Source organism: Domibacillus enclensis, assembly GCF_900156125.1.
Lineage (GTDB): Bacteria > Bacillota > Bacilli > Bacillales > Domibacillaceae > Domibacillus > Domibacillus enclensis.
In genome coordinates, this window is sequence record NZ_FTLX01000004.1 from 118724 (window position 1) to 132015 (window position 13292).

Below are 13292 nucleotides of genomic sequence, written 5' to 3' on the forward strand. Positions count from 1 at the left end.
CGGAGGTGGATTCCATTGACGCGAATTTCAGAAGATCAGGTACGGCATGTAGCCCATTTGGCGCGCCTTGCTGTTACAGACGAAGAAGTGCATACATTTACCGAGCAGCTTGATGCGATCATTACATTCGCTGAGCAGCTGAATGAGCTTGACACATCAAACGTGCTGCCGACGTCACACGTTTTAAATATGAAGAACGTATTGCGCAAGGATGAATCAGCGCCAGGCCTTGACCGGGAAGACGTATTGAAAAACGCACCGGACCAGCAGGATGGCCAAATACGCGTACCGTCTATTATTGAGTAAGGAGGAGAAACTGTGTCCATATTTGACCATAAATTAAAAGAGATTCAATCGATGATCGAGAAAAAAGAAGTATCGGTTCCGGATCTTGTTGATGAATCATTTAAACGTATCGCTGCCGTTGATGGCGACGTAAAAGCGTTTATTACATTAGATGAAGAAAATGCGCGCAAAAAAGCAGAAGTAGCGCAAAGCTCCGGCAAAGCAAGCATCCTTTCCGGCATTCCGATCGGGGTAAAGGACAACATCGTGACGAAGGGCATCCGCACAACAGCGGCGAGCCAGATTCTTCACAACTTTGATCCGATTTATGACGCAACGGTTGTCAACAAGCTTCGCGAGGCCGGCACAATTACCATTGGGAAATTAAACATGGATGAATTTGCGATGGGGTCGTCTACAGAAAACTCCAGCTTTCAGAAAACACGCAACCCGTGGAACCTTGATCACGTGCCAGGCGGCTCTTCAGGCGGTTCAGCTGCTTCTGTAGCAGCGGGCGAAGTGCCGTTTTCCCTTGGTTCAGATACAGGCGGCTCGATTCGCCAGCCTGCTTCATTCTGCGGTGTTGTCGGCATGAAGCCTACATACGGACGTGTATCCCGGTTTGGCTTAATCGCATTTGCCTCCTCACTTGATCAAATTGGACCGATTACGCGCAACGTAGAAGACAATGCGCATTTATTGGAAGCGATTGTTGGGGTGGATCCGCAAGATACAACGTCCGCCAATGTTCCAGGTGAACACTTTGCGGCGAGCTTAACAGGCGATATTAAAGGCCTGCGTATTGCGGTGCCAAAGGAATACCTTGGAGAAGGCGTTACAGAAGAAGTGAAGCAGTCCGTTCTTGCTGCGTTAAAGGTGCTTGAAGGACTCGGGGCTACATGGGAGGAAGTATCGCTGCCGCACTCGAAATATGGTGTTGCAACGTATTACCTGCTGGCTTCATCAGAAGCATCATCAAACCTGGCCCGCTTTGACGGCATCCGCTATGGCTACCGTGCAGAAGGTGCTGAGAACTTGATTGATTTATACAAAAAAACACGTGCTGAAGGCTTCGGTGATGAAGTCAAGCGCCGGATTATGCTTGGCACATTCGCGCTCAGCTCCGGCTACTATGATGCGTATTATAAAAAAGCGCAGCAGGTCCGTACGCTGATCAAAAAGGACTTCGAGGACGTACTGGAAAACTATGACGTCATCATCGGTCCGACAACCCCAACGCCAGCGTTTAAAATCGGCGAAATTATTGATGATCCATTAACGATGTATGCAAACGATATTTTAACGATTCCGGTTAACCTGGCGGGTGTACCAGGCATCTCTGTTCCATGTGGATTTGCAGAGAACGGCTTGCCGCTTGGCTTGCAGATCATCGGACATCATTTTGATGAAAAAACCGTGTACCGCGTTGCCCATGCGTATGAGCAGGCAACTGATTTTCATAAAGAAAAACCGGAGCTGTAAAGGAGGGGACCACTATGCAATTTGAAACAGTCATCGGACTTGAAGTCCACGTTGAATTAAAAACAAACTCAAAAATCTTTTCATCGGCCCCGGCCCATTTCGGCGCGGAGCCCAATACAAATACGACCGTCATCGACCTCGGCTATCCGGGTGTGCTGCCGGTTATGAATGAAAAAGCGGTTGAATATGCGATGAAAGCAGCCATGGCGATCAACTGCGATATTGCGGAAGAATCGATATGGGACCGGAAAAATTATTTTTATCCGGATAATCCGAAAGCGTATCAGGTTTCGCAAAATGATAAGCCAATCGGTGAGCACGGCTGGGTAGAAATTGAAGTAAACGGCGAAACAAAGCGGATCGGCATTACGCGCCTTCATTTAGAAGAAGATGCCGGCAAGCTGACGCATGCAGGCAAGCACTCTCTTTGCGATTACAATCGCCAGGGAACGCCGCTTGTGGAAATTGTTTCGGAGCCGGATATCCGCTCACCGGAAGAAGCCTATGCATTTTTGGAAAAACTGAAAGCGATCATTCAATACACAGAAGTATCCGATTGTAAAATGGAAGAAGGATCGCTTCGCTGTGATGCGAACATTTCCATTCGTCCATTTGGACAAGAGGAGTTCGGGACAAGAACCGAATTGAAAAACTTAAACTCCTTCAATTTCGTCCGTAAAGGGCTTGAATATGAAGAAAAACGCCAGGCAGAAGTCGTGTCTTCAGGTGGAAAGGTCGAGCAGGAAACACGCCGCTTCGACGAATCCACAGGCAAAACGATTTTAATGCGGGTCAAAGAAGGATCGGATGACTACCGGTACTTCCCGGAGCCGGATCTTCTTCCTGTTTACATCGATGACGAATGGAAGGAACGTGTTCGCTCATCGATTCCGGAGCTGCCGGATGCACGCAAAAAGCGCTACATGGAAGAGCTTGGCCTGCCAGCGCATGATGCAAAAGTGCTGACCATGTCCAAGGAAATTGCGGACTTCTTCGAGGCGACGGTTGAAGCAGGAGCCGCAGCCAAACAAGCATCCAACTGGCTAATGGGCGAAGTGCCGGCCTACTTGAACGCAGAGAGCAAGGAATTGGCTGAAACGAAGCTGACACCTGCCAACCTGGCTGGTATGATCAAGCTGCTTGAGGAAGGAACGATTTCGTCTAAAATCGCTAAAACCGTTTTTAAAGAAATCATTGAAAACGGCGGAGATGCAGAAGCGATTGTGAAAGAAAAAGGCCTCGTGCAAATTTCTGATGAATCGGCTCTGCTGAAGTTCGTAAATGACGCGCTCGATGCAAACCCGCAATCAATCGCAGACTTTAAAGAAGGCAAGAAAAAAGCAATCGGCTTCCTGGTCGGTCAAATTATGAAAGCATCAAAAGGCCAGGCAAATCCACAGGCAATCAACAAGCTATTAGCTGAAGAAATTCAAAAACGCTAAACGAAACGAAGCTGTCTTCTTTACGAAGGCAGCTTTCGTCGTGTTGAAAGAAAATTGCGGAAAGAGACTCTTAATGTTTTTTAAGATTTCATAGCAAGGAAGAGGTTCTTTTTCTAGAAAAGCAGTGAGCTAGATAAGTTGAATAAAAGTATCCTGTTGCAGATAGAGTTGGAAGTGACCGGTAACTGTCATCATCTGACCGATAAAAAGCCTTTTCCGGTCAGATCGGTGTGTTTGTCAGCCATTTCTTTTTTTTCAACAGCATGAAGCTGTCTTCTTTATGAAGGCAGCTTTTTTTAATTCCAACTTGACGTGTCGGATAACTTACGTTAAAGTATACATATCTTATAAAAATAATCGGAATTAAAATGGAGGTTTTTCTTATGCGTGAACATTTTGCGGTAATGCCGGGGGCAGAATCATTTTATTTAGAGGGCAATGAGATCGGGATTGTGCTGTCCCATGGATTTATTGGCACGCCGCAAAGCGTTCGTGATGTGGCAGAAGCCTTGAATGCAAAAGGCTTTTCGGTTATCGCACCGCGTTTGAAAGGACACGGCACTCACCAGCTTGATATGGAAAAATGCACCCATGAGGACTGGTTTGAAAGCTATTCGCGTGCGTACCGCTTTTTGAAAAAACGCGGCAAGCGTATTTTCTTAATGGGCCAGTCGATGGGCGGCACGCTGACATTGAAGTTTGCTGCTGCTAACCAGCATATTGAGGGCATTGTGACGATCAATGCGGCACTCACTTTGCCGTCGCTGGATCACTTGCAGCATGATCCGGCACCCCGGTTTATACCGGAAGGCCATCCGGATATCAACAAGCAGGACGTGCATGAAATCACATACGAGGAAGCACCTGTCGCATCCATCCGCGAGCTTCAGCAGCTGATGAAGGAAATCCCGCATGTGCTGAACCGCATCCAGGTGCCGGCGCTTTGCATTAAATCGGCTGTGGATCACGTCGTGCCGCCGGAAAATACAACGTTTATTTACCAGTCTATTTCATCAAGCCAGAAGCAGCTTGTTACACTGAACAATTCGTATCACGTGGCGACAATGGATTACGATGCGGAACAGATTGTGGAGGAAGCAGCCGGATTTATTCAATCAGTGGCAAGCAGACAACAGTACTTAAAACAAGTGTTATAAAAAAAGCAGGCGGCCCACTAGGGGATCGCCTGCTTTTCATGTGCGCCGGAAAAAAGAGAATAACGCCGATTAAGGATATGCTAACGCCGATATAAATAGATACCGGCGTTAGCACCGCTAATACCGACGTTAAAACGAAAATACCGGCGTTAGCGAGTTATGCTGTTAACATTTCTACGATGACTGTGGCCGCTTTTTCGATTTCCTCATCTGTCACATTCAAAGGTGGAAGCAGGCGGATCACATGCGTGCCAGCGGTTAAAATAAGCAGCTGCTGCTCCCGTGCCTTAGCGATAAATGGACCGGCTTCTTCGTCCAGCTCAATACCGACCATTAAGCCTTTGCCTTTCAGCTTATTGAAAATAGCGGCGTCAGCCAATCCTTTCTCTAATAGAGAACGAAGCTTTTCGCCTTTTTTCGTCACATCCGCTAAAAAGGATTCATCAAAAATAGTAGCGAGTGTTTCTTTTGCGGCTGCAAGCGCAACAGGGTTGCCGCCAAATGTCGACCCGTGTGACCCTGCAGAAAATACATCGGCAAGAGATGCTTTGCCAATAATGCCGCCGAGTGGAAAACCACTTGCGACGCCTTTGGCAAAGGAAACAATATCCGGATCCAGACCGATATGCAAGTAAGCAAATGCCTTGCCGGTACGGCCGATGCCGGTTTGGATTTCATCGATGATTACGAGTGAGCTGTTTTCGTGCGCGAGCTGCTCCGCCGCTTTCAAGAAATCAGCGCTGCCTTCGTTTATGCCGCCCTCGCCTTGAATGACTTCAAACATAATGGCGGCTGTATTGTCATCAAGTGCTGCTTTTAACGAATCAAGATCATTCATTGTCACATATTCAAACGATTCGAGCATTGGACCAAAGCCGGTTTTAATCTTTTCCTGTCCGGTCGCCGCCATCGTCGCGAACGTCCGGCCGTGAAAGGAGTCAACAAACGTGATGATTTTTGTGCGTCCGGTTGATTTGCGCGCCAGCTTAATGGCCGCTTCATTTGCTTCTGCGCCGCTGTTGCCAAAAAAGACAAGATCAAGGCCAGATGCATCGGTCAGCTGCTTGGCGACGTCTTCCTGCAGCTCAATTTGAAATAAGTTTGACGTGTGCCAAAACTGATTCAGCTGTTTCTCCACTGCCTTCTGCACGTTGTCCGGTGCATGCCCCAGGTTGCACACGCTGATTCCAGATGTGAAATCAAGGTATTCTTTTCCGTCTTTTGCGGTCAGGTAAGCGCCTTTTGCTTTCACCGGCGTTACGTCCCATCTTGCATATGTAGGGAATAAATGACTCATGAAGATTCCTCCTTGTTAAACTGAGTGCCATGCCATGTCCCGTTTTCATAAAACGGTTTTTTGCCTGAAACGATATGAACGTGTCCGCAGCTTTGCAGCGCCTTTAGTGCAGTGTTTACTTTTGGAATCATGCCGCCGCTGATCACGCCCGATTCAATCAGTGCCTGTGTTTCATCTGCTGTTAACGATGGGAGGAGTGCGCCGTCCTTTAGCACACCCGGAACATCTGTCACCATAAGCAAATGGTCTGCTGCGAGTGCATAGGCAACAGCACCTGCCGCATGGTCTGCGTTTACATTCAGCACCGTTCCATTCGGTCCTTTTGCAATGGGCGTTAGAACCGGAAGAAGCTCTGCCTGCAAAAACAGCTCAAGCACTTGTTTGTTCACATCGGTTACGTCTCCGACAAAGCCGAGCTCTTCCTGATCAATAAAATCAGCCTGGAGCACACCCTGGTCGCTTGACTGTAAGCCAATGGCTGGAATCCCCTGCTGCTCAAGAAGGCGGACAAGCTTGCGGTTCATGCTGCCGGAAAGGACAAGCTCTGCTGCTTGAAGCACTTCTTCCGATGTCACACGCAGGCCGTTTTTAAATTCGCTTTCGACATTCATCTGCTCAAGCATCGCGTTAATCTCCGGACCGCCTCCATGAACAAAAACGATCTGATAGTCATCGTCAATAAGTGCCTTCATGCTGTCAAAAAAGCTTTGCGACAATTCTTTTAGGACACTTCCGCCGCATTTCACTACAACTGTTTTCACTGAAATCACTCCTTATGGATACATCGGGAAGCCTTTTAGCCCCGCTGTTTCCTCAAATCCAAACATAATATTTGCGTTTTGAATCGCTTGTCCTGCCGCGCCTTTTACCAGGTTGTCAATGACGGATACAATCACCAGGCGGTTGGTCCGTTTGTCGACGTCTACGGCGATGTCACAGTAATTCGAGCCGGCGACTTCTTTGATTCCAGGGAATTGCTTCACTGGACGAACACGGACAAATGGGTCATTTTGATACGTTTCCGTATACAAAGCATGAGCCTCTTCCGTTGTCATTTCTTTTGTGAGAGGGGCATACATCGTTGCCATAATGCCGCGCGATACAGGCAAAAGATGCGTTGAGAATGTGATCGGTGCGGTATTCTCATTCCACCAGGTAAGCTGCTGCTCGATTTCCGGAATATGCTGGTGCTCATTCACTTTATAAATGCGGAAGTTATCATTCATTTCGGCAAAATGGACGAGTGGAGACAAGCCGCGGCCTGCACCGGATACGCCGGATTTTGCATCAATAATAATATTTTTCACGTCAATCAAGTTGTTTTTCACTGCCGGTGCAAGGCCAAGAAGAGCGGCCGTTGGATAGCAGCCCGGATTTGAAAGTACGGTTGCTGTTTTCACCTGTTCCCGGTTCCATTCCGTTAAGCCGTATACGGCGTCTGCGATGAATTCTTTTGGAGCAGGGTCTTTTTTGTACCACGTTTTATAGTCCTCTGTTTCCTTTAAGCGCAAGTCGCCCGATAAATCGACGACTTTAGCATGTCCGCCGGCAAGCTGAGGCGCAAGCTTGGCTGCTGCACCCGATGGAACCGCTAAAAAGACAACATCTGATTCCTGTTTAATGGCTTCTGTATCGATTTTAGTGAGCGGAAGCGGGCAGATGTCCGCCAGATGAGGATATTCTTCTGTGACAGGCACGCCGTCTTTGCTTGATGAATACACAGCATGCAAATCGAATTCAGGATGATTGGATAAAAGTCGTATAAGTTCAATGCCGCCGTATCCGGAAGCGCCGATTACTGATGCTTTCATGTTAAAACTCCTTTGTATTTTTATTTATATTTATACATAATTATTAATCCTTATTCTCTCATTATAAAATTGTCCTCCCGTTAAATCAACCGGTTTTGTCAAATGAGTGGTTTTTGTGCATAATGGAGAGTAGGATGTTTTGAAAATCCGTAACGGAGGAACAAAAAAATGAATCTGCAGGAATGGTTTGAACAAGGACTGACACCTGAGGAATATATACAAGATATGTCGGATCATAAAGAAAATCTTCTTCATGTGCTGAAGAATTTCCACCTGTCCGGCGACGAGGCTTCGCTCATCAATAAGCTGAGGGAAGCAAATTGGCGTGTCATCGTGCTGACAGAGGACTGGTGCGGAGATGCGATGATGAACGTGCCGATCCTGCTTTCAATGGCGAAGGCGGCTGATATGGAGGTCCGCTTGCTTCACCGCGACAAAAACCTTCAATTGATGGATCAATATTTAACAAACGGCACGTCACGGGCAATTCCTATTTTTATTTTTATTGATGAAGAGGGAGCAGAAAAAGCTGTGTGGGGGCCGCGTGCGCCAGCCGTACAGGAAATGGTGACGAATTACCGTTCATCGCTGCCGCCGCGTGATCATGAGGAATTTGAAGCAAAAAGCCGTGAAATGATGGAAAAGCTGACCGAATCGTACCGGACGGATGAATCACTCTGGCAGGAAGTATACAGCAGCTTAAAAACGACGATAACGGAACGATTATATTAATAGCAGAAAGACTGGGGTAAACATGACAAAACGAGCTCGAATTATTTACAATCCAACATCCGGACGCGAATTGTTCCGCAAGCATTTGCCGGAAGCGCTCGAAAAGCTGGAAAAAGCCGGATATGAAACGTCCGCCCATGCAACCACTGGTGAAGGAGACGCAACAAATGCCGCACGGATCGCAGCGGAGCGTGGCTTCGATGTGGTAGTGGCAGCGGGCGGCGATGGTACACTGAACGAAGTCATGAACGGGCTTGCCGGTCAGGCGCATCGTCCGAAATTCGGTGTGATTCCAATGGGGACGACGAATGACTTTGCCCGTGCGCTTCATATTCCGCGTGATATTCAAGGCGCTGTTGACATCATTACAGCCGGCGACACGATTCCAGTGGATGTCGGCAGGATGGATGACCGTTATTTTATTAATATTGCAGGCGGCGGGCGGCTGACTGAGCTGACCTATGAAGTGCCGAGCAAGCTGAAAACGATGCTTGGCCAGCTGGCATATTACTTAAAAGGGATTGAAATGCTGCCGTCAATCAAGCCGACGAACGTGAAAATCGAATACGATGACCACGTATTTGAAGGAGAGTCTCTGCTGTTCTTAATCGGTTTAACAAATTCCGTTGGCGGCTTTGAAAAGCTGGCGCCGGATTCATCGGTCAATGACGGATTGTTTTCATTGATTATTTTAAAGAAAACGAACCTGGCGGAGTTTATCCGTATTGCCGGCCTTGCCCTTCGCGGGGAGCATATTCATGATCCGCACGTCATTTACACGAAAGCCAGACGAATCAAAGTGCAGTCAGAAGATCCAATGCTCATAAATCTGGACGGGGAGCTGGGCGGCGAAATCCCGGCCGATTTCGAGAACCTATACCGTCATATCGAGGTATTTGCGCCGCTTGACAAGCTTCGTCCACAGGATCGAATCTACTAACAAAACATACTAACATTAGTAGCACAAACCAAGGCCATGGTTTGTGCTACTATTTTTTTCAGTAGAAGTGAAGGGAAGTCGACAAGTCTCTAGGACCAGTTCTAAGTCCGTATGATAAACAGGCTTCCTTCTAGTAGCTGAAAGCCTTGACTCTTCTTTTTTCTTGGAAAAGCACACACAGGGGCTCCGGGCTGCCGGCTCCGCTTTCCTACTGGGCGAACGCTGAACCAGCCCGAAAACCATGGCTGTTTCAGCCTGTCCGCTCGTCCAGTGGGAGTCTCCGCCGGCCTCCCTGCGCCCGTTGTGATTCTACTGAACAAAGAGGATAAAAAGCTTGAAAACGGATTGTATTCAGTGACTAACGAGTGGGTATATAAGAAGCGCTTTTTCTTTTTTTACACGAATAATAGAGAGGGGTTTGCTGTTGCACATTCAGAAAAGTTCTTTTCAGATCTTATCAACTGCTTGTCCTCCCCACTAAGGGCGGCTGGCGCAGGGCGGAGACTCGGGAGGGACCAAGCGGGTCAGGTGAGATCCACTTTTGGAGCGTAGCGAAAAAAGTTAGCTCACCGCCCGCCCCTTCGAACGCGAAGTCCTGCAGAAGCCGCCCAAACCATGTTCGTGCAAGCACATTAGCTTTGAAAAAGAGAAAACGTCACCTGCTTTTCATTGACACCCTTTGTCCACACTGGCAAAGGGTGTTCGTCTATGTTTTGAATTTAGGAAGAAACCTGTCAGAAATCAAGAATTTCCAAAAACACTATTTCGTGTTCCGAAGTATATGCTATAATAATTACCTGAGTAACTAATTGGAGGTCACCATGTCAACTCATCAATTATTTCACACCATTCATCAGCTATCGCGTGAATTAACGAAGAAGGTGAATGATACGCTGCAGCCATTTGGTCTTTACAGTGCCCAGTGGGCAGTGTTGTTTGTGCTGAAAACAAAAGGAAGCATGCCGCAATCCGCTCTTTGTGCCTATTTGGCCGTGGAGGCGCCGCCGATGACGCGGACCATTCAGCGGCTGTTGAAGCAGGGCTTCGTGAAACAGGAAGCAGGGGCAGATAAACGCGTGAAGGTCATTCACTTAACGGAGAAAGCGGAGCAGCTTTATCCGGAATGGGAAAAAGCTGTGCTTGATATGAATGACCGGCTGCTTACAAGCATGCCGCAGGAGCAGCAGGAGATGATTCGGCATCTTCTAGCTGGATGGCTTGGCCAATTGAAAGGGGATTTGAATGAATAAACCGGCTTTATGGACAAAAGATTTTATTGGTATTGCGGTCACGAATTTTTTCTTGTTTATGACCTTTTATTTTTTACTGGTGACGCTGCCCGTTTACGTGCTGCATGAGCTGAATGGAAGTGAGGCAGAAGCGGGCCTTGCGACAACGGTGTTTTTAATTTCAGCGATTTTGATTCGCTTTATTTCCGGCCAGTGGGTAGAGCATTTTGGGAAAAAGAATGTGCTTGTCGCTTCGCTCGTTGTTTTTCTGACCGCGTCTAGTTTATATCCCTTCACAGATGGATTAACGTCGCTGCTCGTTCTTCGTTTTTTCCACGGCATTGGCTTCGGGATGGCGACAACAGCGGCGGGGGCTGTTGTGGCGGATATTATTCCTCATTCAAGACGAGGAGAAGGTATGGGCTATTATGTGATGTCTATGAATCTGGCGATGGCGATTGGGCCGTTTGCTGGACTGGCGATTATGAACAGATGGACGATCCAGACCGGCTTTGCGGTGTGTACAGCGGTGGCGTTCATTGCCTTGTTAATCAGTTTTGTACTGAAAAAAGATAGACCTGAAAGAGGAGAAGGGACGAACAAGTTTAAGCTGAACCTAGCTCCAGCTCAATTAGTGGAAAAAACGGCGCTTCCGATTGCCCTGACTGGTACGTTCTTTGCGATTGTGTACTCAGCGATCCTGTCGTTTGTGTCGGTTTACGCGGAAGAGCTTCATATCGGGGCAGCATCCGGCTTCTTTTTTGTTGTGTATGCGGTCGTTATTGTGCTGTCGCGTCCTTTTACCGGCCGGTGGTTCGACCGTTACGGAGCGAATGCAGTTGTGTATCCTTCAATCGTGCTGTTCGCGGCAGGTCTGCTCCTGTTAAGTCAGGCAGGTGGAGCAGGGCTGTTTTTCATTGCGGCTGGTGTGATCGGTCTCGGCTGGGGGACGCTGTTTCCTGGTTTTCAAACCATTGCGATTTCCAAAGCGCGTCCGGAGAAAAAAGCACTCGCCACGGCGACATTTTTATCGCTCTTTGACCTGGGCATTGGCTTCGGTTCGTTTGTGATGGGTGCTGTTGCTGCGGGGCTTGGCTTTAAAGTGCTTTATGCAGCGTGTGCCGTGTATGTGCTCGTCGGCTTGATTGTGTATTACTTTGTGCAGAAAAACAATACAGTGTCTGAACATGCTTCATAAGGGAAAAAAGCCTGCCGGCATGCTATCCATGCTGGCAGGCTTCTTTTATAAGGAAGTACTCATTTTTTTTCGATTTTCGATAATTTGCTTCCATACACGCTTATCCATCTTGTTAAATCCGCCAATACCGGGTGTAATGTTCACTTCAAAAATAAAGGGTTTCAACTCTTTGTCCAGACCAAGATCAACGCCGCATTCCCGGCAGTCATACTGATGAGCGATTAAGTTCGCGGCTGAAATGGAAACGGCTGATAATTGCTTTAAAATACTCTGCTGCTCGTCTGGCTTCACATTTAAATACCGTGACAGCAGCCGCTGCATCGGCATAGCATCCGCGCCCCGGCGCATATTAGTAATGCCATTTTCTTCGTGAGCGGTTGATCCGTACATGCCGCCCACAATGGCCTGGCCATCCATGCGCTGTACATGAACGCGAATATTCACATGCTGCCCGTCCGTCGTAACGCTATTTATGCCTTCTTGAATAATATAAGGTCTCGTCCGGCCGAATCGTTCAAAAGGCTGCAAGGTTTTGTGAACGTCCGCTAAAGTCATCGATTGATCGATCTTTTCTCCTTGAAGGGAATAGCCTTTTAAAGAATAAAAAGCACCCTCTTCTCTGGCCAGCCGATAAACACCTCTTCCTTGCCCGGATGTATTATGTTTAATGAACACGACGGGATGCGCCTGTGCAAAGCAATCAAGCTGCTCCTTTGAATAATTCGTCGTATGGGGCAGATGCTGACGAACGAGCGGATCTTTTTTCAAAAGGTGATACTGTTCAAGCTTTCCGAACGCTTCTTTCACTTCTTTCACTCCTCTGTTGGGATTACTTCACAGAACCGTTCATTTTCTTTCGGTTTTCAATAATTTGCTTCCACATCTGCCGGTCAATCCGGGCGAAATCATCCATGCCGGGCGTTGTATTAATTTCAAAAATAAATGGCTTTTGGTTTTTGTCCAATCCAATATCAACCCCGCACTCTCGGCAAGGATAGTTTTTCGCAATAATTGACGATGCCGCCAGTGAAAGATCCGTTAACTGGTTTAAAATAGCCTGTTGCTCCTCTTTTTTCACTTTCAGAAAAATAAAAAACAAAAGCCGCATCGGCATCGCAAACGCCCCGCGGCAAATGTTCGTTATCCCATTTTCCTCATATGCGATCGATCCGTATATCCCGCCCACGACGGGTGAGCCATTGACATGCTGGACGTGAACGCGAATATTGATGTGCTGGCCGCGCACGGAAACGCTCGTAATGCCTTCTTGAATAATGTACGGCTGCAACCGGCCTAACCGGTAAAACGGCTGCACCGTTTTGTGAACGTCATCCAGATTCATTCGTTCGTCTACTTCTTTGCCTTGAAGCGAAAATCCTTTTAACGAATAAAGACCGTCGTTTTCCCGGGCAAGTCTGTACACGCCTCTTCCTTGCCCGGACGTATCATGCTTAATAAAAACAACCGGATAACGGTGGGCAAAATCAATGAGGTGTTCTTTCGTGTATGGAGCTGTATCGGGGATATGGTGTCGAACGAACGGGTCCTTCTTCAGCAGCTGGTATTGATCAAGCTTTCCAATGGCATCCTTCAAATGATCACCTCCTTGTCTACTTTACTGTTAGAATATGCAATTCCCTCGCAGCCGTGTGGGTGAATGGGCAGTAAAGTACTAGATGCAAGTACAATCAATGTATTTATTTTTTCATATCCTATAAG

13 protein-coding genes are annotated in these 13292 nt (G+C 47.6%); 8 read left to right on the forward strand and 5 right to left on the reverse strand.

Annotation, left to right across the window (positions count from 1 at the left end):
• The first annotated feature begins 15 nt into the window (after positions 1–15).
• The 4 genes from gatC (at position 16) to BW952_RS09830 (ending at position 4366) form a co-directional block, all read left to right on the forward strand.
• Entirely contained in the window at positions 16–306 is a 291-nt protein-coding gene (gatC, locus tag BW952_RS09815; protein ID WP_045852611.1) for an Asp-tRNA(Asn)/Glu-tRNA(Gln) amidotransferase subunit GatC, read from the forward strand.
• A 12-nt stretch (positions 307–318) separates the two neighbouring features.
• A complete protein-coding gene (gene gatA / locus BW952_RS09820; RefSeq protein WP_045852610.1) occupies positions 319–1767 on the forward strand; it encodes an Asp-tRNA(Asn)/Glu-tRNA(Gln) amidotransferase subunit GatA in 1449 nt (482 codons plus the stop codon).
• A gap of 14 nt (positions 1768–1781) precedes the next feature.
• Positions 1782–3209: an Asp-tRNA(Asn)/Glu-tRNA(Gln) amidotransferase subunit GatB gene (gatB, locus tag BW952_RS09825; RefSeq protein ID WP_045852609.1), complete on the forward strand. Its 1428-nt coding sequence runs from the start codon at positions 1782–1784 to the stop codon at positions 3207–3209.
• A 383-nt stretch (positions 3210–3592) separates the two neighbouring features.
• Complete coding sequence (locus tag BW952_RS09830) at positions 3593–4366, forward strand: alpha/beta hydrolase (RefSeq protein ID WP_045852608.1); 774 nt, start codon at positions 3593–3595, stop codon at positions 4364–4366.
• A gap of 157 nt (positions 4367–4523) precedes the next feature.
• Here BW952_RS09830 and BW952_RS09835 read toward each other — a convergent pair whose 3' ends face one another.
• From BW952_RS09835 to argC, 3 genes are read right to left on the reverse strand one after another with little or no spacing between them, the layout of a single operon-like run.
• On the reverse strand, positions 4524–5663 hold the full coding sequence (locus BW952_RS09835; RefSeq protein WP_045852607.1) for an acetylornithine transaminase: 1140 nt from the start codon (positions 5661–5663) through the stop codon (positions 4524–4526).
• Positions 5660–6424 carry an acetylglutamate kinase gene (argB, locus tag BW952_RS09840; protein ID WP_045852606.1) on the reverse strand — a complete coding sequence of 255 codons (765 nt, stop codon included), beginning with the start codon at positions 6422–6424 and terminating at the stop codon, positions 5660–5662. The genes BW952_RS09835 and argB overlap by 4 nt, the downstream gene beginning before the upstream one ends.
• 12 nt (positions 6425–6436) lie before the next feature.
• Positions 6437–7474 carry an N-acetyl-gamma-glutamyl-phosphate reductase gene (gene argC, locus BW952_RS09845; RefSeq protein ID WP_045852605.1) on the reverse strand — a complete coding sequence of 346 codons (1038 nt, stop codon included), beginning with the start codon at positions 7472–7474 and terminating at the stop codon, positions 6437–6439.
• 168 nt (positions 7475–7642) lie between these two features.
• Here argC and BW952_RS09850 point away from each other — a divergent pair, with 168 nt between their 5' ends.
• From BW952_RS09850 to BW952_RS09870, 4 genes are all read left to right on the forward strand, one after another.
• Positions 7643–8206, forward strand: a complete 564-nt coding sequence (locus tag BW952_RS09850) for a thioredoxin family protein (protein ID WP_045852604.1) — start codon at positions 7643–7645, stop codon at positions 8204–8206.
• A 22-nt stretch (positions 8207–8228) separates the two neighbouring features.
• Entirely contained in the window at positions 8229–9146 is a 918-nt protein-coding gene (locus BW952_RS09855; protein ID WP_045852603.1) for a diacylglycerol kinase, read from the forward strand.
• Positions 9147–9967: 821 nt separating this feature from the next.
• Positions 9968–10396, forward strand: a complete 429-nt coding sequence (locus BW952_RS09865; RefSeq protein WP_045852631.1) for a MarR family winged helix-turn-helix transcriptional regulator — start codon at positions 9968–9970, stop codon at positions 10394–10396.
• The gene (locus BW952_RS09870; protein ID WP_045852630.1) at positions 10389–11573 is read left to right on the forward strand and encodes an MFS transporter; all 1185 of its coding nucleotides are present in this window, start codon (positions 10389–10391) and stop codon (positions 11571–11573) included. Before BW952_RS09865 ends, BW952_RS09870 begins: the two co-directional genes overlap by 8 nt.
• Before the next feature lie 45 nt (positions 11574–11618).
• Here the strand turns inward: BW952_RS09870 and BW952_RS09875 are convergent, their stop codons facing one another.
• Both BW952_RS09875 and BW952_RS09880 read right to left on the reverse strand, forming a co-directional pair.
• Entirely contained in the window at positions 11619–12380 is a 762-nt protein-coding gene (locus BW952_RS09875; protein WP_045852629.1) for a YheC/YheD family protein, read from the reverse strand.
• 22 nt (positions 12381–12402) lie between these two features.
• Positions 12403–13167 (reverse strand): YheC/YheD family protein, encoded by a 765-nt coding sequence (locus BW952_RS09880; protein WP_045852628.1) that lies wholly within the window; start codon positions 13165–13167, stop codon positions 12403–12405.
• Positions 13168–13292 lie beyond the last annotated feature (125 nt).

What these genes read in the sequence shown, in the direction of transcription:
- BW952_RS09855 (WP_045852603.1), top strand. Translation starts at nt 8,229, where the DNA reads ATGACAAAACGAGCTCGAATTATTTACAATCCAACATCCGGACGCGAA.
- BW952_RS09870 (WP_045852630.1), top strand. Translation starts at nt 10,389, where the DNA reads ATGAATAAACCGGCTTTATGGACAAAAGATTTTATTGGTATTGCGGTC.
- BW952_RS09850 (WP_045852604.1), top strand. Translation starts at nt 7,643, where the DNA reads ATGAATCTGCAGGAATGGTTTGAACAAGGACTGACACCTGAGGAATAT.
- gatB (WP_045852609.1), top strand. Translation starts at nt 1,782, where the DNA reads ATGCAATTTGAAACAGTCATCGGACTTGAAGTCCACGTTGAATTAAAA.
- argC (WP_045852605.1), bottom strand. Translation starts at nt 7,474, where the DNA reads ATGAAAGCATCAGTAATCGGCGCTTCCGGATACGGCGGCATTGAACTT.
- BW952_RS09830 (WP_045852608.1), top strand. Translation starts at nt 3,593, where the DNA reads ATGCGTGAACATTTTGCGGTAATGCCGGGGGCAGAATCATTTTATTTA.
- BW952_RS09835 (WP_045852607.1), bottom strand. Translation starts at nt 5,663, where the DNA reads ATGAGTCATTTATTCCCTACATATGCAAGATGGGACGTAACGCCGGTG.
- BW952_RS09865 (WP_045852631.1), top strand. Translation starts at nt 9,968, where the DNA reads ATGTCAACTCATCAATTATTTCACACCATTCATCAGCTATCGCGTGAA.